An 18,757-nucleotide genomic window follows, 5' to 3' on the forward strand; every position below is an offset into this window, starting at 1 on the left:
CCGTTCAAAGGGTGTGCTGTGCCCGAATCCATCGACTCGACCTGGGCTGTTAATCCATGAGCCAACCAAGAATTTTTCCGCTCGGCGATAGCGCGCTAGTCTGCGAAGCGCCGCCGCCGGCCACGCTGGAATGCCAGCAGCGCGTGTGGGCGGCCGCCGAGGCCGCGCGCGACTGGCCGCACGTGCTGGAGGTGGTGCCGGGCATGAACAACCTCACGCTCGTCTTCGATCCGCTCGAGGCCGACCGCGACGCGCTGGTGAGCCACCTGCAGACGGCTTGGAATGCGGTGAGCGATGCGCCCGCGCCCGGCCGTGAAGTCGAGATTCCGGTGCAGTACGGCGGCGAGTTCGGCCCCGATCTGCAAGCGGTCGCCAATCACACGGGCTTGAGCGTGCGCGAGGTCGTCGAACGTCATTCGCAGGGCGAGTATGTCGTGTTCTTTCTCGGCTTCCAGCCGGGCTTCGCCTATATGGGCGGGCTCGAAGCCGCGCTGCACACGCCGCGCCGTTCATCGCCGCGGCTGGAAGTGCCGGCGGGGTCCGTCGGCATCGGCGGCGAACAGACCGGCATTTATCCGGCCACTTCGCCCGGCGGCTGGCAGTTGATCGGCCGCACCGAGCTGCCGCTGTTCGACCCGGCGCGCCGCCCGCCCACGCTGCTGCAGCCGGGCGACCGGGTGCGCTTCACCATCGCGGGGATACACGCATGATCGATGTGATTCGCGCGGGTCTCTTGACCACGATTCAGGATCTCGGCCGTCACGGCTACCGGCATCTCGGCGTCGCGATGGGTGGCGCGCTCGATCGTCTGTCGCTCGAAGTCGGCAACCGGCTGGTCGGCAACCGGCCCGACGCGGCGGGTCTGGAAATCACCTTCGGCCCGACCGTGCTGCGCTTTCTGCGCGCCACGCGGGTCGCTATTACGGGCACCGAATTCGGCGCGACGCTCGACGGCAAGCCGGTCTACTCGTGGTGGAGCCTGCCGGTGCAGGCCGGCCAGGAACTGGTGCTCAATGCGGCCAAGCGCGGCATGCGCGGCTACGTGTGCGTGGCGGGCGGCGTCGACGTCTTACCGATGCTCGGCTCGCGCAGCACCGATCTCGCCGGTCATTTCGGCGGACTCGGCGGGCGCGCGCTACGCGACGGCGACCGCCTGCCGGTCGGCGCGCCGCCGCAGCACGGCCATCTCGGCTTTACGCCGGAGGCGCCGGAGTTCGGCGTGAAGGCGCCCGCCTGGTGCAAGTTCGTGCTGGTTCACGAGCCGCTGCGGCGCGGCCGTCATCCGTCGGGCGTGCCGTGGGCCGTGCCGATCCGCGTGCTGCGCGGACCGGAATACGAAAGCTTCACCGATGAAGCCCACGAGTCGTTCTGGTCCGATGAATGGCTCGTCACGCCGAACAGCAACCGCATGGGCTACCGCCTCGCGGGCAACGAGCTCAAGCGGACCCGGAAAACGGATCTGCTTTCGCACGCGGTGCTGCCCGGCACGATTCAGGTGCCGCCGAACGGCCAGCCGATCGTGCTGATGAGCGACGCGCAAACCACCGGTGGCTATCCGAAGATCGGCGCGGTGATTCAGGCCGATCTGTGGAAGCTCGCGCAGGTGCGCCTGAACGCCGCCGTCCGCTTCATCCCGACGACGCCTTACGAGGCGCGTCAGGCCTTATTGGAAGAACGTACGTATTTGCGGCAGATCGACGCCGCGATCGCGATGCACGAAGAACGCTGCGCGCGGCAAGCGGCCGTCGCAACACTGTAACGACGAGCGCCCCCAACCTGGCGCTTCGCGCCAGCCCCGCAAGGGGGCCCCAAGAAAACTTGGGGCGGCCCGGCGTTTTCTTGAAGAGCAGAGGAACACCATGGAAATCGATTTGAACGCCGATCTCGGCGAAGGTTGCGGGTCCGACGAGGCACTGCTCGACCTGGTCAGCTCGGCGAACATCGCGTGCGGCTGGCACGCGGGCGGCGCCAACGCGATGCGCGATTGTGTGCGCTGGGCGGTGCAGAAAGGCGTGTCGATCGGCGCGCATCCGAGCTTCAATGATCCGGAGAATTTCGGTCGCAAGGAAATGGATCTGCCGGCCAACGACATCTATGCGGGCGTCCTGTATCAACTCGGCGCGCTGTCGGCGATTGCCCAGGCCGAAGGCGGGCGAATCGCGCACGTCAAGCCGCACGGCGCGTTGTACAACCAGGCCGCGCGCGACAACAAGATCGCCGACGCGATCGTCTCGGCGGTGCACGACTTCGATCCGTCGGTGGCGGTGTTCGCGCTCGCCAACAGCGGTCTCGTGACGGCCGCGCGCAACGCGGGTCTGGTTGCCGTCGAAGAAGTCTTCGCCGATCGCGGCTATCGCGCGGACGGCTCGCTGGTGCCGCGCAAAGAACCCGGCGCGCTGCTCGACGACGAAGACGAAGTGCTGACGCGCACGCTCGCAATGGTTCGCGAGCAACGCGTGCAGGCTGTGGACGGTCAATGGGTGTCGCTGAACGCGCAGACCATCTGCCTGCATGGCGACGGTCCGCATGCGCTGGCGTTCGCGCGACGCATTCGCGGCGCGCTGCAGGAAGCGGGCATCGAAGTCCACGCGGCCGGCGCCGCCCGCGCCTGAAGCGCCGGCCGAACCGCGGGACGGACAGCGCGATTCAAACCTGGTGCTCCTTGCAACGCCCCGCTCCACGCGGGGCGTTTGCCAGGTACACGACGCATTGCAGTACCCGCAGTCGATCAGCGGGTGCAGGTGTAGTTCGAAGCAAACGCGGCCATCAAGAGCCGCGGCAGCAAGACGGCGTCTGGACCACCCGGCGCCGGCCCACGTTAGCCGTCACAAGCGGCGAGGTTGAAACCCTGTTTGGAGATCCAGATGCAGACAACAGTTAGTCTATGGCCGCTCATTGGCGTGGCCGTCATCATCGTCGGCTTTTTATTACGGTTCAATCCGATGCTGATCGTGGCGGTCGCCGCGATTATCACCGGCCTGGCCGCGCACTTCCCGCCTGAAAAGATTCTTGCCGAGATCGGCACCGGTTTCATCAAGACCCGCAATATCCCGTTGATCATTCTCCTGCCGCTCGCCGTGATCGGTTTGCTCGAACGGCATGGCCTGCGTGAGCGCGCGCAAACATGGATCGGCGGCATCAAGGCCGCCACCGCCGGGCGTCTCCTGATCGTCTATCTGCTGGTGCGCGAACTGACCGCGGCGGTCGGTTTGACCGGACTCGGCGGCCATCCGCAGATGGTGCGTCCGCTGATCGCGCCGATGGCCGAAGGCGCGACCGAAACCCGCTTCGGCAAGATCAGCGACGCGGTGCGTTTCAAACTGCGCGCGTTCTCCGCGGCGACCGACAACGTGGGCCTCTTCTTCGGCGAGGACATCTTCGTCGCGTTCGGCGCGATCGTGCTGATGACCACCTTCCTGAAGGAAGCGGGGATCATCGTCGAGCCGATTCACGTGGCCGTGTGGGGCATTCCGACCGCCATCTGCGCGTTCATCATTCACGGTTTCCGTCTGTATCTGCTCGACCGCAAGCTCGAGCGCGAACTGCGCGGCAATGCCCCGGCGAGCAACGTCGCTGGTTCGTCAACGCAATCCGCCGCAGGAGACAAAGCATGACGCTCACGATTACCTATCTGTTCTGGCTGCTGGGCGTGGTGCTGCTGGTTGTCGGCGGCATGATCGTCACGGACAAGGATCACCCGCGCCGTTTTACCGCCGGCGGTTTCTGGATTCTTTACGCGCTGATCTTCCTGATCGGCGACAAGCTGCCGCCCGCCGTGGTCGGTGTGCTCGTGATCGTGATGGCGCTGATTGCCGGCTTCGGCGGCGTGACCGCGGGCAAGCCGAAAGTGCTGTCGCTCGAAGCGCGTAAGGCAAGCGCCGCGCGTCTGCGTAACAAGCTGTTCGTGCCCGCGCTGACGATTCCGGTCGTCACCGTGATCATCACGCTGTCGGCGAGCCATCTGGTGTTCGGCGGCATGCCGCTGATCGAGAAGGCCAACGTCACACTGATCGGTTTCGGCATCGGCTGCGTGATCGCGCTCGCGATTGCCTGCGTGATGACGCGCGACACCGTCGGCCAGTCGATGAAGGAAACGCGCCGGTTGGTCGACGCGCTGTCATGGGCCGCCGTGCTGCCGCAGATGCTCGGCATGCTCGGCCTCGTGTTCTCGGACGCAGGCGTCGGCAAGGCCGTCGCACACGTGACGACGGCTTACATCAGCCTCGACTATCGCTTCATCGCGGTGGCCGTGTACTGCATCGGCATGGCGCTCTTCACCATGGTGATGGGCAACGGCTTCGCGGCGTTCCCGGTGATGACCGGCGGTGTCGGCGTGCCGATTCTGGTGGGCGTGTTTCACGGCAACCCGGCGGTGATGGTCGCGATCGGCATGTTCTCCGGCTACTGCGGCACGCTGATGACGCCGATGGCCGCGAACTTCAACATGGTGCCGGCCGCGCTGCTGGAATTGCCGGACAAGAACGCGGTGATCAAGGTGCAGATACCGACCGCGCTGACCTTGCTCATCGTGAATATCTTGCTGTTGAATTTCCTGATGTTTCTGTAGGACTCTTACCGTTGATGTGAAGAAACACCGACGTATCGCAGGATATCTCCGCGATACGTCGATGAAATGGACTCACTGCACGGCACGGATGCAACCGAATTAGGATGCGTCCGATCGTCGGGAAATGGGGGGCGACCATACGATGCTGGACGCTCTCCCATCCACACGCGCCGGTACGCGCAGCGCGCGCCGCCGACGCTCTCCCGCAGATTCCATGGAACATCAATCCCAGTCTGATCGCGCGCGCAACGAACCGCCGCACGCCGCTTACCTCGCCTCATTGGTCGACGCCGCGCTCGAAGCGCATCAGGCCAACCGGCTCGACGCCGCCGAATCCCTCTATCGCGAAGCCCTCGTGCTCGATCCCGTCCATACGGGAGCGCTGCACTACTTCGGCGTGCTGCAATACCAGCGCGGTGATCACGACGCCGCCGCCAGCCTGATGAGCCGCGCGCTCAAACTCGACCGTCACGATGCCGCCTGCTGGAGCAACCGAGGACTCGTGGCCGCCGCGCTCGGCCATCTCGACGAAGCGATGATCTGCTACGACCAGGCGCTGCAACTCCAACCTGATTTCGCCGACGCGCACAACAACTTCGGCGTCGCACTGCAAGCGCACGGTGACCTGGACGAAGCGATCGAACAGTACCGGTTGGCGCTGGCCTCGAACCCCGCGCTGCTCGACGCGCATTTGAATCTCGGCACGGCGCTCAGCAAACTCGCGCGTTTCGACGAAGCCCTGGCGTGCTATCGCGGGGTCTTGTCGCTCGATCCGACATCGGCGGAAGCGCACTTCAACGCGGGCAATGCACATAAAGCGCGTGGCGACCAGGGCGCGGCGATCGCCAGCTTCGAGCGGGCGCTGGCGCTGCGCGCTAACTATGCGGAGGCGCACGTCAATCTGGGCAGCCTGATCGGTAAGCTCGGCGACTACGCGGGCGCCGAAGCGCATTACCGGCATGCAGTCGCAATCAAGCCGATTCCGACTCACCTCGTGTGTCTGGGCGGATCGCTCGGTGCGCAAGGCCGGCTGGACGAAGAGGAAGGTTTCTATCGCCGGGCGCTCGCGCTCGATCCGCACTACGCGGACGCGCATCAGAATCTCGCGTGGCTGTTGCTCAAGCGCGGCGACTATCGGCAAGGCTGGGCTGAATTCGCGCTGCGCTGGCGCAAGAGCGACTATGACGCAATCGCGGTGCCGGGCGTGGCCGAATGGCATGGCGGGCCGCTCGAAGGACGTCGTCTGCTGCTGGTCGGCGAGCAGGGTTTCGGCGACCACTTCCAGTTCCTGCGCTTTGCAAGCGCGCTCGCCCAACGCGGCGCGACGGTCGACCTGTGCGTGCGCGAACCGCTGCTACCTTTGGTCGAACGGATCGCGGGCGTGCATCGCGCAGTCAGCGGCAAGCCCGACGGCGAATACGATTTCTGGGTACCGATGATGAGCGTGCCGTCGTGCATCGGCATGGATCTCTCCGACATTCCCGCAGACGTGCCCTACCTGTTCGCGGATAAAGCGAAGATGAAGGCATGGCGCAAACGGCTCGGCGCGGCCGACAAATCGAAGCGCAAGGTGGGCCTCGTCTGGGCCGGCAGTCCTACATTCGGCAACGACCGCTATCGTTCGATGACGCTAACCGACCTGAGCGCGCTCGGCGAGTCGGACTACGTCGCCTGGTACGCGCTGCAGAAAGGCCCGGCGCATGCGCAACTGGCCGACGCGCCGCCCGCTTTGCGTGCCCACGATTTCACCGCCGAATTGAACAGTTTCGAAGACACGGCCGCGTTGATCATGAATCTCGACCTGGTGATCGCCGTGGACACCGGCGTCGCGCATCTGGCGGGCGCATTGGGCAAGCCGGTGTGGTTGATGTTGCCCGCCAATTCGGACTGGCGCTGGCTGGAATCGCGCCGCGACTCGCCGTGGTATCCGGGGATGAGGTTGTTCCGGCAGGCGGTGCTGGGGGATTGGGCGCCGGTGGTCAAGGAAGTGACCGAAACGCTAAAGGCCGCTATGGCTGCGTGCGCCGCGAGCAGTTTGCGGCACACGTGAGCGTCGGACTGGGCGCTTCAGATACCGCTTCCGGTGATGGCCGAACGGCCGATCCGGTTTAGAACATTTGAGTCGCTGCGTAGATCTCGTGCCGGGCTGCGATGAAGCTCAACCCGCCTCCACCACAAACCCGTGCTGCCGCAAAATCTGCAGCACGCCTTTGCGGCCACCCAGATGCAACGCGCCGATCGCCACGAAAACCGGCTTGTTGGGCGCGGCGATCAGCAGCATCCGCGAAACGAAGCGGCGGTTGCGGTCATAGACGATCTTGTTGTCGATCGAATCGGAGATGCGTTTGTCGCGAGCCAGTTTTTCGGATTTCGCGGCCTGCCAGGCGGCGATCGCATCCGCATCGCCCACGCGCCACAGACGGTGCAAGGTCCGCACATCCGCGACGTTTTCCGCCGGCGTCTGCACCAGATCCTGCGCCAGCATCTCGCGCTGCTGCGCGAGCGACAGTCCCGTGAACGCGCGCATCTGCTGCGACAACGTCTCCAGACCGACGATCTTGCCGCGCGTGCGGAGATAGACATTTTGCAGTTGCGCTTCCGACCCGTACTCAGTCTGCAGGCCGGCACTCAGCGAATCGTAGGTTTCGACGAGCAGCGAAGCGAGCCACGGCCGCATCTTCTTGATGGCCTCGAGCGCCGCCGGGTTGCCGTGCAGCCGGAGGGCCAGCTTGTGCCACAAAGGCTCGGGCAGCAATCCCGGCAGACAGTCGCGCCGGCAGACGCCGTACTTCGAGACGTCGTCTTGCGAAACCAGCAGTTCGTCGGGTGACAGTTCGAGCGCCAGCGTCGGCGAGGCGGCGAGTGCGCCAAGGATCGGCGCGCGGAAAGGCTGATTGGCGGGGTAGTCGGCGGGATCGCCGACATGCAGCGTGCCCAGCACGTAGATGGTGGTCGTGCCGCGTGTCGCGACATAGAACGGCATGCGCGCAGGCTGCGCGCGCACCGGGCCGCTCGCCGTGGTGCCCGGCAAGGCAGGCGGCGCAACGGGCGGCGGATTGAGGCCCGGCAAACTGGTGCGTGGCGGCGCCGGCATGTTGGGCACCGGGAGCGCCGGACGCCCCGCCTGCGCGGGTGCATTGGCGGCCGCCCCGGCGGCATGCGCGACGCCGATCGGCCCGACGCCGGGATGAAATACGGAACAAACGCCGAAGAGCGCGGCACCGGTCAGTGCACGCGCCCTCCAGCGCCGCGTGAAAGCAGCATTCAGGCCGCCATCACGCAAGCGGCGCGTAAGACGACGCGCCGCCAACCCATCAGGCATCCACGTCCCCCACCTCCTCGGCGCGGTGACACGACACCTGGCGGCCATCCACTTCGCGCAGCTTCGGTTCTTCGCTGCGGCAGCGGTCGATCACGTACGGGCAGCGCTGATGAAACGTGCAGCCCGACGGCGGATTCAGCGGCGAGGGCATTTCACCTTGCAGCTTGATCTTGATCGTGCGATCCGCCTCGAAGATCGACGGCGTGGCCGACATCAGCGCGCGCGTGTACGGATGACGCGGGTTCGAGAAAATCCGCTTCTTGTCGCCGAGCTCCGCCACGCCGCCGAAGTACATCACCATCACGTCGTCGGCGATATGCTCCACCACCGAGAGGTTGTGCGAGATGAACACGTAGCTGGTCTTGAACTGCTCCTGCAGATCCATGAACAGATTCAGAATCTGCGCCTGGATCGACACGTCGAGCGCCGACACGGGTTCGTCGGCGACCACGATCTGCGGGTCGAGAATCATCGCGCGCGCAATCGCCACGCGCTGGCGCTGACCACCGGAGAACATATGCGGATAACGCTTCGCATGTTCCGGACGCAGACCGACGGTGCGCATCATCTGCGCGATCCGTTCGGCGCGTTCGGTCACGCTTAGTTGCGTGTTGATCGCAAGCGGCTCGCCGAGCGTCTGCTCGACGGTCTTGCGTGGATTCAGCGAGGCAAACGGGTTCTGGAACACCATCTGCACGCGCCGACGCAGCGCCGCGATTTTCGCGTGATCGGCGCCGGCCACGTCTTCACCGTCGATCAACAGACGGCCCGCGGTGGGCGCTTCGATCATGGTCAATTGACGCGCGAGCGTCGATTTGCCGCAGCCGGATTCGCCGACCACCGCCAAGGTCTTGCCGCGGTCGAGCGCGAACGAGACGCCGTTGAGCGCCTTCACCGTGCCCGACGCGAACATGCCGCGCTTGACCGTGTAGTAGCGCGCCAATTGCTCCGCGACCAACACGTGATCGCCCGCATGGTCCGACTGGCGCCGCGTTTCGAGTACTGCGTTCATCGTGCGCCTCCATGGGTGTGAACGTTGGCGTCGCCGCTCAGGTTCAGGGGTTTGATGCAGCGCACGCGCGCCACTTCAGCGTGACCTTGCATCGGCGCGAGCGCGGGCCGCGCTTTCATGCAGTCGTCGACCACATACTTGCAGCGCGGCGCGAACAGACATCCTTTAGGACGATCGTCGCGACCCGGCACCATGCCCGGCAATGCAGCGAGCCGCACGGCGCCGACATTGTGCTCGGGAATCGCCGCCAGCAACGCTTCCGTGTACGGATGATGCGGCGCGGCGAAGATGTCGGGCACGCGGTTGGTCTCGATCACTTCGCCAGCGTACATGACCGCGACGCGTTGCGCGACCTCGGACACTACGGCCAGATCGTGCGAGATCAGCACGAGCGCCATGCCGCGTTCCTTCTGCAGCTTGATCAGCAGCTCCATGATCTGCGCCTGGATCGTCACGTCGAGCGCGGTGGTCGGCTCGTCGGCGATCAGCAGCTTCGGGTTGCAGGCAATCGCCATCGCGATCATCACGCGCTGGTTCATGCCGCCCGACATCTGATGCGGAAACGAACCAATGCGGCCTTTCGGGTCGGGAATGCCGACCTGATCGAGCAGTTCCAGCGCGCGCTTGTCCAACGCACTACCGCGCAAGCCTTCATGCAGCTTCAGCACTTCCTTGATCTGATAGCCGACGGTGTAGCTCGGATTCAGACTGGTGAGCGCGTCCTGGAACACCATCGCGATGTCTTTGCCGATGATCTTGCGGCGTTCCTTCGCCGACGCCTTCAGCAGGTTCTTGCCGTTGAAGGTGATTTCGTCGGCGGTCACGATGCCCGGTGCGTCGATCAGGCCCATCAGCGCCATCATCGTCACACTCTTGCCCGAGCCCGATTCACCGACTACGCCGACCACTTCGCCCGGCGCGACATCGAGGTTGATCCGGTCGACAGCGGGCAGTCCGTTGAAGTTCACCGCCAGATTGCGGATGGTCAATAAGGTAATCATGTCAGGCCATCCTTTTCAGTTTGGGATCGAGTGCGTCGCGCAGCCCGTCGCCGAGCAGATTGATCGCGAGCACCGAGATCAGGATGGACAGACCCGGCATGGTGACGATCCACCAGGCGCTGTCGATGTAATCGCGCGCCGAGGCCAGCATTGCGCCCCACTCCGCCGACGGCGGTTGCACGCCGAGGCCGAGAAAGCCGAGTGCCGCGGCGTCGAGAATCGCCGACGAAAAACCCAACGTGGCCTGCACGATCAGCGGCGCGGTGCAGTTCGGCAGCACTTGCGAGAACATCAGACGCAAGGTGCCGGCGCCCGCCACGCGCGAGGCCGTCACGTACTCCTTCTGCAACTCTCCTTGCGCCGATGCGCGCGTCAAACGCACATAGCCCGGCAGCGCGACGATCGCGATTGCCAGCATCGTATTGACGAGACCCGGACCGATGATCGCCACCACCGCGACGGCGAGCAGCAGCGACGGCAACGCGAGCAGCACGTCCATGATGCGCATGATCGGCGTGTCGGCCCACTTCTCGAAGAATGCCGCGATCAGACCGAGCACGACGCCCGGAATCAACGCGAGCACCACCGAGACGAAGCCGATCCAGAACGACAGCCGCGCGCCGTACATCAGACGCGAGAGGATGTCGCGGCCCGCTTCGTCGGTGCCGAGAATGAACTTCCAGCTGCCGCCCTCGAGCCATGCGGGCGGAATCTTGACGAAGTCGCGGTATTGCTCGATCGGACTGTGCGGCGCGATCAACGGCGCGAAGATCGCGATGAAGATCAGCACGAGCACGATGACGCCGGCGCTGACCGCGCCACGGTTACGCGAGAAATTCGCCCAGAATTCCCGGGCGGCGATAGCGCGGCCACTCGGAGGAGTGACCGACTGGGGGACTGTATTTTGAATGTCTGCCATTTCGGTTCACCTCGTATGGCGGATGCGCGGATTCAGCACGCCGTACAACAAATCGACGACGAGGTTCACGACGATCACCAGCGTGGCGATCATCAGGATACCGCCCTGCACCACCGGATAGTCGCGCCGGCCGATCGCGTCGATCAGCCACTTGCCGATACCCGGCCACGAAAACAGCGTCTCGGTCAGCACCGCGCCCGCGAGCAGCGTGCCGACCTGCAGACCGATCACCGTCACCACCGGAATCAGCGCATTGCGCAATGCATGCACGACGATCACGCGCCCCGGCGACAAGCCCTTCGCGCGCGCGGTGCGGATGTAGTCCTCACGCAGCACTTCGAGCATCGACGAGCGCGTCATGCGCGCGACGACCGCCAGCGGAATCGTGCCGAGCACGATGGCCGGCAGGATCAGATGGCTCAGCGCGGACTTGAACGCGCCTTCGTCGGTGGACATCATCGCGTCGATCAGCATGAAGCCGGTCACGTGCGGAATGTCGTATTCGACCGCGATGCGGCCGGACACCGGAGTCCAGCCGAGCTTCACGGAGAACACCATGATGAGGATCAAGCCCCACCAGAAGATCGGCATCGAGTAGCCGGTCAGGGCCGTGCCCATCACGCCGTGATCGACCACCGTGCCGCGCCGCAACGCCGCGAACACGCCCGCCGGCAAGCCGACGATCAGCGCGAACAGCATCGCGCAGATCGACAGTTCGACGGTAGCGGGAAAGCGTGCGAGGAATTCGCCCATCACGCTGGTGTTGGTGATGATCGAGGTGCCGAGGTCGCCGTGCAGCGCGCGCCCGATGTAGTGGACGTACTGCATCGGCAGGGATTCGTCGAGCCCGAGCCGGTGCATCGCGGCGGCGTGCATGGCGGGATCGACGCCGCGCTCGCCCATCATCACTTCGATGGGGTCGCCCGGTATCAGGTGAATCAGCGCAAACGCGAGGATCGTGATGCCGATGAAGGTCGGAATCACCATGCCGATGCGGCGCAAAACAAAGCGGAACATGGTTCGTCCCTATGGTCTTGGTGAAGAAAAAACGCAACCGGCGACGAGGGCTCGTGACCCCGGTCGCCGGACCATTTCGACCAGTTTTCTAACCGTGCGAAAAGCGTACTGCGCGAATTTTACGACTAGCTTGACGAATTACTTGATGCTGACGCCATCGAAACGCGCGTAGCCGAGCGGTTCGATGCGCATGTCCACCACCTTCTTGCTGACAGGCTGGTACACCGTGGAGTGAGCGATCGGCGAGAACGGCAGTTGCTGCGCGAAAATCTGCTGCGCCTGCATGTAAGCCGTCGTGCGCGCGCCCTGATCAGACGTGACGCGACCCTTCTGGATCAGGTCGTCGAACGGCTTATAGCACCACTTCGAGAAGTTGTTGCCGTTCACCGCTTCGCAGCCGAGCAGCGTGCCGAGCCAGTTGTCCGGATCGCCGTTGTCGCCGGTCCAGCCAATCAGCATCGTGTCGTCCTCACCTGCGTGAGCGCGCTTGATGTACTCGCCCCACTCATACGTGACGATCTTCGCCTTCACGCCGATCTTGGCCCAGTCGGCCTGGATCATTTCCGCCATCAGGCGGGCGTTCGGGTTGTACGCGCGTTGCACCGGCATCGCCCACAGCGTGATGTCGAAGCCGTTCGGGTAGCCAGCCTTCGCCAGCAGGGCCTTGGCCTTGTCGGTATCGTAAGACGCGCTCTTCAGGTTCTTGTCGTACGACCATTGGGTCGGCGGCATCGGATTCGTGGCAGCCTGGCCCGCGCCCTGGTACACCGAGTCGATGATCGCCTTCTTGTTGATCGCCATGTCGAGCGCCTGACGCACTTCGACCTTGTCGACCGGCTTGTGCGTCACGTTGTACGCGAGGTAGCCGAGGTTGAAGCCCGGTTGCGACGGCATCGCGATGTTCGCTTCAGCCTTCAGCGGCGCGATGTCGGCGGGACGCGGATAGCTCATCACCTGGCATTCGTCGCGCTTGATCTTCTGCACGCGCACGCCGGCGTCCGGCGTGATCGAGAAGATCAGCTTGGAGATCTTCACCGTGTTCGGCTTCCAGTAATCCGGATTGCCGTCGAAGCGGATCGTCGCGTCCTTCGTGTAGCTGCGGAAGATGAACGGGCCCGTGCCGACCGGGAACTGGTTGATGTCGGCGGCCTTGCCGGCTTTCATCAACTGGTCGCCGTATTCACCCGAGAGAATCGACGCGTATTCCATTGCCAGATTCTGGATGAACGGCGCGTTGACTTCCTTCAGCGTGAACTTGACCGTGTACGGATCGACCTTTTCGACACTGGTGATCAGCTTGTCGAGGCCCATGTCCGTGAAGTACGGGAACTGGACCGGGTAAGCCTTATGAAAGGCCGAGTTCGGGTCCAGCATGCGCTGGAACGTGAACACGACGTCGTCCGCATTGAATTCGCGCGTCGGCTTGAAGAACGACGTGGTCTGGAACTTCACGCCATGACGCAGATGGAACGTGTACGTCTTGCCGTCCGCGGACACGTCCCACTTTTCGGCGAGGCCCGGTTCGACCTTGGTGCCGCCGCGTTCGAATTCGACGAGACGGTTGTAGACCGTGAACGTATTAGCCGTGAAATCGGTGCCCGTGGTGTATTGGGCAGGATCGAAACCCGCAGGGCTGCCTTCTGAGCAGTAGACCAGGGTTTTGTTCGGAATCTCAGCGCGGGCGACACTTGCGCCCACCATCGATGCCGCTGCAGCTGCGACGAGCGTCGTAACACGCGCGGCGCGCAACAGATTGTTTTGCTTCATGTTTCCTCCAGGTTCGTGGCCGGCTCCCGCCGGCGTAGCGCGATATTACTTGAGCTTGGCTCACAGCACCAAGCGGAGGAAATTCCAGGTGTGTCGATCGGAGTTACCGCTTTGCCGGTTACTCCGATCCCCCGCAGCGTGGACGATCGGAAACCATTCGGGCATAAGGGCCGCCGCACGCCGGCGCTGGCCGGAGCATGCGGCTTTAGAGGGTCGTCTCAGCAAAAAACGGCCCGCGGGCCTTATTTCAGACCCACATTCATGAATTGCGTCGGGCCGAACGGGTCGATCTTGAAGCCCGTGACGTTCTTGCTGATCGGCTGATAGACCGTGGAGTGGGCGATCGGCGTGAACGGAACCTGATCCTTGAAAATTTCCTGGGCTTCCGTATAAGCCTTGGTGCGCTCAGGCAGAGCGGTCGTGCCACGGCCCTTTCTGATCAAATCGTCATAAGGTTTGTAGCACCATTTGGAAAAGTTACTGCCGTTGACCGCGTCGCAGCCCAGCAATACGCCGAGCCAGTTATCCGGATCGCCATAATCGCCGGTCCAGCCGATCAGCATGGCTTCATGCTCGCCGGCATGGCCGCGGCGAATATATTCGCCCCATTCAAAGGTGGCGATCTTCACCTTGACGCCGATCTTCGCCCAATCGGATTGCAGCATTTCCGCCATCAGCCGCGCATTCGGGTTATAAGGCCGTTGAACCGGCATGGCCCACAGCGTCAAATCGAAGCCGTCCGGATAACCCGCCTGTTTCAGCAGCGCTTTGGCTTTTTCGGTGTCGTACGGGGCGTCCTTCAGATTCTTGTCGTAGCCCCACTGGGTCGGCGGCATGGGGTTGGTCGCCGCCTGGCCCGCGCCTTGATACACCGACTCGATAATCGCTTTCTTATTGATCGACATATCGAGCGCGCGGCGCACCAGCACGTTGTCGAGCGGCTTTTTGGTGGTGTTGTAGGCGATATAGCCGAGGTTGAAACCCACCTCGTTCGGCATGACGAGCGACGCATCGGTTTTCACCGTCGGAATATCGGCGGGACGCGGATACGACATCACCTGGCATTCGCCGCGTTTCAGTTTCTGCAGACGCACGGCCGGATCGACGGTAATCGCGAATATCAGCTTGCCGACTTTGACGACGCCCGGCTTCCAGTAGTCGGGATTACCGTCGAAGCGAATCGTGTCGTCTTTCGTATAGCTGCGGAAAATAAATGGACCGGTGCCGACCGGATATTGATTGATATCCGACGCTTTACCCGCTTTCAATAACTGATCGCCGTATTCCGCCGAGAGAATCGAGGCGAACGGCATCGCGATCTGTTGTAAAAACGGTGCGTCGACTTCCTTCAGCGTGAAACGCACCGTGTACGGATCGACCGCTTCGACCTTCGTGATGTTCTTGGCGAGGCCCAGATCGGTGAAATACGGGAACGGCACCGAGTACGCCTTGCGGAACGGTTGTTCCGGATCGAGCATGCGCTGATAGGTGAAGACGACGTCGTCCGCATTGAATTCGCGCGTCGGCTTGAAGAACGCCGTGGTCTGGAACTTCACGCCGTGGCGCAAATGAAACGTATAGGTCAGCCCGTCCGGCGACACGTCCCATTTCTCGGCGAGACCCGGCTCGATATCCGTGCTGCCGTGCGCGAACTCGATCAGGCGGTTGTAGACCGTGTACGACCCCGCGCTGAACTCCACGCTGGTGGTGTATTGCGCACTGTCGAAGCCCGCCGGACTGCCCTCGGAGCAGAACACGAGGGTCTTGTCAGGCAGCTTGGCCGCGTCGGCGACGGCGGGCGAAAACCCGGCGCTCAGAACCGCACAGACGCTCAACGCCGGAAGGCAGGTTTGGCGAACTGCAAACAGCAACTTGGATACCGTCATCACGTTCTCCGCACAGCAGCCACGTCAGCTGCGCTTTGATCATAGACAGCACAAAAATCGGGTTCAATGCGGGCTTACGCGCCGCAAGCTTGGGTCGGGCTGGCGTGTTTGTTGCGACGCAGCAGCCGTTGCGACGATTGTGCCAGCGTCGGATTGGTCATTCCGGCTTCATTCGCCTGACAGTCGCATGGCATTTGCAGCGCGAAAAAAAACCGCACGGCTGCGTCAGCCGCGCGGTTTCGTCTCGACAACGTGATAGGAGCTTAAACGCCCAACCGTTCGCAGATCGCTTTGGTCGCTGCGGCGCCGTTCAGCGTGTAGAAGTGCAGACCCGGCACTTTGGCGTCAATCAGACGCCCGCACAGGTCGGTCACCACATCCAGCCCGAACGCGCGAATCGATTCGCGATCGTCGCCGAAGCTTTCCAGCCGGCGCGCGATCCAGCGTGGCACTTCAGCGCCGCACATCTCCGAGAAACGCATCAGTTGCGAGAAGTTCGTGATCGGCATGATGCCCGGCACGATCGGCACATCCACGCCGAGTTTTTTCGCGTCGTCGACGAAACGGAAGTACGCGTCCGCGTTGAAGAAGTACTGCGTGATCGCCGAATTGGCGCCGGACTTCACCTTGCGGGCGAAGTTTTCCAGATCGTGACGCGGCGAGCGCGACTGCGGGTGGTATTCCGGGTAGCCGGCCACCTCGATCCAGAACCAGTCGCCGAACTCGGCGCGGATGAAGCTCACCAGTTCCGACGCATAGCGCAGCTCGCCGACTTCGCCCATGCCGGACGGCAGATCGCCGCGCAGCGCGACGATATGGCGAATGCCATGCGCGCGGTATTCGTTGAGAATAGCGCGCAGGCTCTCTTTCGATGAGCCGATGCACGACACGTGCGGCGCCGCTTCGAGCCCTTCCTTCGCCATATCGACGACGGTATCGAGCGTGCCCTGTTGCGTCGAGCCGCCGGCGCCGAACGTGACGGACACGAACTTGGGCTTGAGCGTGGCGAGCTGGGCGCGTGTGGCGCGCAGCTTGTCGACGCCTTCCTGCGTTTTCGGCGGGAAGAATTCGAATGAAAGTTCGATCGGGTTCATGATTCAGTGGGTCAACCGAGACTGCGGTTGCCAAAAATAAGCGCGGACAGCAGCCACGAAACGATGCTGTACAGGATCGAGCCGAAGAACGCCGACCAGAAACCCGACACTTCAAAGCCCTTCAGCAGCGACGCGCACAGCCAGAAGCACAGCGCATTGACCACCAGAATGAAGAGTCCGAGCGTGAGAATCGTGACGGGCAGCGTCAGCAGAATCAGCAACGGCCGCAGGATCGTGTTGATCAACCCGAGCACCACCGCGACGATCAATGCGGTGCCGAAACTGCGGATATGAATCGACGGGACGAGGTAGGTGATGATCAGGAGCGCAAGCGCGTTGATCAGCCAGGTCAGCAGCACGGTCATGTAGAGCTCCTTTGGCAGGATGTCCGATAACGGGAAAAAGCGCGCAACAGAGAGCGGCAGGCGGGCATGGCGAACAAAGCGGCGCATGATGCGCCGCCCTGTCGTCAAACTGTCATGCTGTCAAACCGCCTGCGGCGCGCTTAATAGCGGTAGTGGTTCGGCTTGAACGGACCGTTCTTGTCGACGCCGATGTAGCCGGCCTGATCGTCCGACAGCACGGTCAGGTTCGCGCCGATGCGCGCGAGATGCAGGCGTGCGACCTTCTCGTCCAGATGCTTCGGCAACACGTACACCTTGTTCTCGTACTTCTTGCCTTGCGTGAACAGTTCGATCTGCGCGAGCGTCTGATTCGTGAACGAATTCGACATCACGAACGACGGGTGGCCCGTCGCGCAACCCAGGTTCACGAGGCGGCCTTCAGCCAGCAGGATCACGCGCTTGCCGTCCGGGAAAATGATGTGGTCGACTTGCGGCTTGATGTTGTCCCACTCGTACTGACGGGTCGATGCCACGTCGATTTCCGAGTCGAAGTGACCGATGTTGCAGACGATCGCGTTGTGACGCATCGCCTTCATGTGGTCGTGGCCGATCACGTGGTAGTTGCCGGTTGCCGTCACGAAGATGTCGGCCTTGTCCGCCGCGTATTCCATCGTCACGACACGGTAGCCTTCCATCGCCGCCTGCAGCGCGCAGATCGGATCGATTTCGGTAACCCACACCGTCGCGCCCAGACCGCGCAACGATTGCGCGCAGCCCTTGCCCACGTCGCCGTAACCGGCAACCACGGCGATCTTGCCCGCGATCATCACGTCGGTCGCGCGCTTGATACCGTCGACCAGCGACTCACGGCAGCCGTACAGGTTGTCGAACTTCGACTTGGTGACCGAGTCGTTGACGTTGATGGCCGGGAACGGCAGGCGGCCTTCTTTTTCCATCTGATACAGGCGGTGCACGCCGGTCGTGGTTTCTTCCGTCACGCCCTGGATGTGTGCGAGGCGCGTGGAGTACCACGTCGGGTCGGCGTCCAGATGACGCTCGATCGACTTGTACAGCGCGACTTCTTCCTCGTTGGTCGGCTTCGAGATCACCGAACGGTCTTTTTCAGCCTTCGAGCCGAGGATCAGCAGCAACGTGGCGTCGCCGCCGTCGTCGAGGATCATGTTGGCGAATTCGCCGTTCGGCCATTCGAAAATGCGGTGCGAGAATTCCCAGTACTCGTCGAGCGATTCGCCCTTGAACGCGAACACCGGTGTGCCGGCCTTGGCGATTGCCGCGGCGGCATGATCCTGAGTCGAGAAGATATTGCACGATGCCCAGCGCACGTCCGCGCCGAGCGCGGTCAGCGTCTCGATCAGCACGCCGGTTTGAATCGTCATGTGCAGCGAACCTGCGATGCGCGCGCCCTTCAGCGGCTGCTGCGCCTTGTACTCTTCGCGCGTCTGCACGAGACCGGGCATTTCCGTCTCGGCGATGTTGAGTTCCTTGCGGCCCCAGTCGGCAAGCGACATGTCGGCAACAACGAAATCCTGGGAATTTTTGGAATCGATAACTGCGGCGTTCATCACGCCCTCCTTTCTAAGAAATTGACTAGAAATTTGACGTGAGCGCGGTTCGATGCGGTGGATGGGAAAGCGCTATGCGCATCCGAGCCCTCCGATTGAAGTCTCCGAGCCTGGCGGGCAGCCGGCGAATAGCCTGATTCGCGGTACCCGTCGCAACGCTCCTCGGCGACGAACGGCGATTGTAGCAAATCGAGATGGCTTCGGGGCGCGCGCGTTTTCTTGGGTTTCGTGTGTGCGCAAAGCCG

At 63.2% G+C, this 18,757-nt stretch carries 16 protein-coding genes and 1 riboswitch; of the genes, 6 read left to right on the plus strand and 10 right to left on the minus strand.

Going from position 1 to position 18,757, the window contains the following annotated elements; genetic code table 11:
* The first annotated feature begins 56 nt into the window (after window positions 1–56).
* The 6 genes from pxpB (at window position 57) to P0D96_RS05785 (ending at window position 6,617) form a co-directional block, all read left to right on the plus strand.
* Window positions 57–710 (plus strand): 5-oxoprolinase subunit PxpB, encoded by a 654-nt coding sequence (gene pxpB, locus P0D96_RS05760; protein WP_408312398.1) that lies wholly within the window; start codon window positions 57–59, stop codon window positions 708–710.
* The gene (locus tag P0D96_RS05765) at window positions 707–1,759 is read left to right on the plus strand and encodes a 5-oxoprolinase subunit C family protein (RefSeq protein WP_408312401.1); all 1,053 of its coding nucleotides are present in this window, start codon (window positions 707–709) and stop codon (window positions 1,757–1,759) included. Before pxpB ends, P0D96_RS05765 begins: the two co-directional genes overlap by 4 nt.
* A 100-nt stretch (window positions 1,760–1,859) precedes the next feature.
* Window positions 1,860–2,612: a 5-oxoprolinase subunit PxpA gene (pxpA, locus tag P0D96_RS05770; RefSeq protein WP_408176456.1), complete on the plus strand. Its 753-nt coding sequence runs from the start codon at window positions 1,860–1,862 to the stop codon at window positions 2,610–2,612.
* A gap of 252 nt (window positions 2,613–2,864) precedes the next feature.
* Window positions 2,865–3,614, plus strand: coding sequence for a DUF969 domain-containing protein (locus P0D96_RS05775; RefSeq protein ID WP_132376639.1), 750 nt, complete (start codon window positions 2,865–2,867; stop codon window positions 3,612–3,614).
* Entirely contained in the window at window positions 3,611–4,567 is a 957-nt protein-coding gene (locus tag P0D96_RS05780; RefSeq protein ID WP_408234765.1) for a DUF979 domain-containing protein, read from the plus strand. Before P0D96_RS05775 ends, P0D96_RS05780 begins: the two co-directional genes overlap by 4 nt.
* 214 nt (window positions 4,568–4,781) lie before the next feature.
* Complete coding sequence (locus P0D96_RS05785) at window positions 4,782–6,617, plus strand: tetratricopeptide repeat protein (RefSeq protein ID WP_408312405.1); 1,836 nt, start codon at window positions 4,782–4,784, stop codon at window positions 6,615–6,617.
* 108 nt (window positions 6,618–6,725) lie between these two features.
* Here the strand turns inward: P0D96_RS05785 and P0D96_RS05790 are convergent, their stop codons facing one another.
* The 10 genes from P0D96_RS05790 to ahcY form a co-directional block, all read right to left on the minus strand.
* Window positions 6,726–7,889: a TraB/GumN family protein gene (locus P0D96_RS05790; RefSeq protein ID WP_408312408.1), complete on the minus strand. Its 1,164-nt coding sequence runs from the start codon at window positions 7,887–7,889 to the stop codon at window positions 6,726–6,728.
* Window positions 7,882–8,901 carry a peptide ABC transporter ATP-binding protein gene (locus P0D96_RS05795; RefSeq protein WP_132376635.1) on the minus strand — a complete coding sequence of 340 codons (1,020 nt, stop codon included), beginning with the start codon at window positions 8,899–8,901 and terminating at the stop codon, window positions 7,882–7,884. Before P0D96_RS05795 ends, P0D96_RS05790 begins: the two co-directional genes overlap by 8 nt.
* A complete protein-coding gene (locus tag P0D96_RS05800) occupies window positions 8,898–9,902 on the minus strand; it encodes an ABC transporter ATP-binding protein (protein WP_408312411.1) in 1,005 nt (334 codons plus the stop codon). Before P0D96_RS05800 ends, P0D96_RS05795 begins: the two co-directional genes overlap by 4 nt.
* Window position 9,903: 1 nt before the next feature.
* Window positions 9,904–10,821, minus strand: a complete 918-nt coding sequence (locus P0D96_RS05805; protein ID WP_408312414.1) for an ABC transporter permease subunit — start codon at window positions 10,819–10,821, stop codon at window positions 9,904–9,906.
* 6 nt (window positions 10,822–10,827) lie between these two features.
* Window positions 10,828–11,838, minus strand: coding sequence for an ABC transporter permease subunit (locus tag P0D96_RS05810; protein WP_091798153.1), 1,011 nt, complete (start codon window positions 11,836–11,838; stop codon window positions 10,828–10,830).
* Between the two features lie 138 nt (window positions 11,839–11,976).
* On the minus strand, window positions 11,977–13,605 hold the full coding sequence (locus P0D96_RS05815) for an ABC transporter substrate-binding protein (protein ID WP_116118485.1): 1,629 nt from the start codon (window positions 13,603–13,605) through the stop codon (window positions 11,977–11,979).
* Between the two features lie 242 nt (window positions 13,606–13,847).
* Entirely contained in the window at window positions 13,848–15,491 is a 1,644-nt protein-coding gene (locus tag P0D96_RS05820) for an ABC transporter substrate-binding protein (RefSeq protein ID WP_408312416.1), read from the minus strand.
* 263 nt (window positions 15,492–15,754) lie between these two features.
* Window positions 15,755–16,585, minus strand: coding sequence for a methylenetetrahydrofolate reductase [NAD(P)H] (gene metF / locus P0D96_RS05825; RefSeq protein ID WP_132376631.1), 831 nt, complete (start codon window positions 16,583–16,585; stop codon window positions 15,755–15,757).
* A gap of 11 nt (window positions 16,586–16,596) precedes the next feature.
* Window positions 16,597–16,950 carry a phage holin family protein gene (locus P0D96_RS05830; protein ID WP_132376630.1) on the minus strand — a complete coding sequence of 118 codons (354 nt, stop codon included), beginning with the start codon at window positions 16,948–16,950 and terminating at the stop codon, window positions 16,597–16,599.
* A gap of 140 nt (window positions 16,951–17,090) precedes the next feature.
* Entirely contained in the window at window positions 17,091–18,512 is a 1,422-nt protein-coding gene (gene ahcY / locus P0D96_RS05835; RefSeq protein ID WP_132376629.1) for an adenosylhomocysteinase, read from the minus strand.
* A gap of 33 nt (window positions 18,513–18,545) precedes the next feature.
* A riboswitch (S-adenosyl-L-homocysteine riboswitch) is annotated at window positions 18,546–18,682 on the minus strand.
* Window positions 18,683–18,757: the final 75 nt, after the last annotated feature.

This window comes from Paraburkholderia sp. RL17-347-BIC-D, assembly GCF_046027915.1.
Taxonomy (GTDB): Bacteria; Pseudomonadota; Gammaproteobacteria; order Burkholderiales; family Burkholderiaceae; genus Paraburkholderia.

Coding starts and splice junctions, on each gene's coding strand:
- pxpB (WP_408312398.1), top strand. CDS start 57: ATGAGCCAACCAAGAATTTTTCCGCTCGGCGATAGCGCGCTAGTCTGC.
- P0D96_RS05765 (WP_408312401.1), top strand. CDS start 707: ATGATCGATGTGATTCGCGCGGGTCTCTTGACCACGATTCAGGATCTC.
- pxpA (WP_408176456.1), top strand. CDS start 1,860: ATGGAAATCGATTTGAACGCCGATCTCGGCGAAGGTTGCGGGTCCGAC.
- P0D96_RS05775 (WP_132376639.1), top strand. CDS start 2,865: ATGCAGACAACAGTTAGTCTATGGCCGCTCATTGGCGTGGCCGTCATC.
- P0D96_RS05780 (WP_408234765.1), top strand. CDS start 3,611: ATGACGCTCACGATTACCTATCTGTTCTGGCTGCTGGGCGTGGTGCTG.
- P0D96_RS05785 (WP_408312405.1), top strand. CDS start 4,782: ATGGAACATCAATCCCAGTCTGATCGCGCGCGCAACGAACCGCCGCAC.
- P0D96_RS05790 (WP_408312408.1), bottom strand. CDS start 7,889: ATGCCTGATGGGTTGGCGGCGCGTCGTCTTACGCGCCGCTTGCGTGAT.
- P0D96_RS05795 (WP_132376635.1), bottom strand. CDS start 8,901: ATGAACGCAGTACTCGAAACGCGGCGCCAGTCGGACCATGCGGGCGAT.
- P0D96_RS05800 (WP_408312411.1), bottom strand. CDS start 9,902: ATGATTACCTTATTGACCATCCGCAATCTGGCGGTGAACTTCAACGGA.
- P0D96_RS05805 (WP_408312414.1), bottom strand. CDS start 10,821: ATGGCAGACATTCAAAATACAGTCCCCCAGTCGGTCACTCCTCCGAGT.
- P0D96_RS05810 (WP_091798153.1), bottom strand. CDS start 11,838: ATGTTCCGCTTTGTTTTGCGCCGCATCGGCATGGTGATTCCGACCTTC.
- P0D96_RS05815 (WP_116118485.1), bottom strand. CDS start 13,605: ATGAAGCAAAACAATCTGTTGCGCGCCGCGCGTGTTACGACGCTCGTC.
- P0D96_RS05820 (WP_408312416.1), bottom strand. CDS start 15,491: ATGACGGTATCCAAGTTGCTGTTTGCAGTTCGCCAAACCTGCCTTCCG.
- metF (WP_132376631.1), bottom strand. CDS start 16,585: ATGAACCCGATCGAACTTTCATTCGAATTCTTCCCGCCGAAAACGCAG.
- P0D96_RS05830 (WP_132376630.1), bottom strand. CDS start 16,950: ATGACCGTGCTGCTGACCTGGCTGATCAACGCGCTTGCGCTCCTGATC.
- ahcY (WP_132376629.1), bottom strand. CDS start 18,512: ATGAACGCCGCAGTTATCGATTCCAAAAATTCCCAGGATTTCGTTGTT.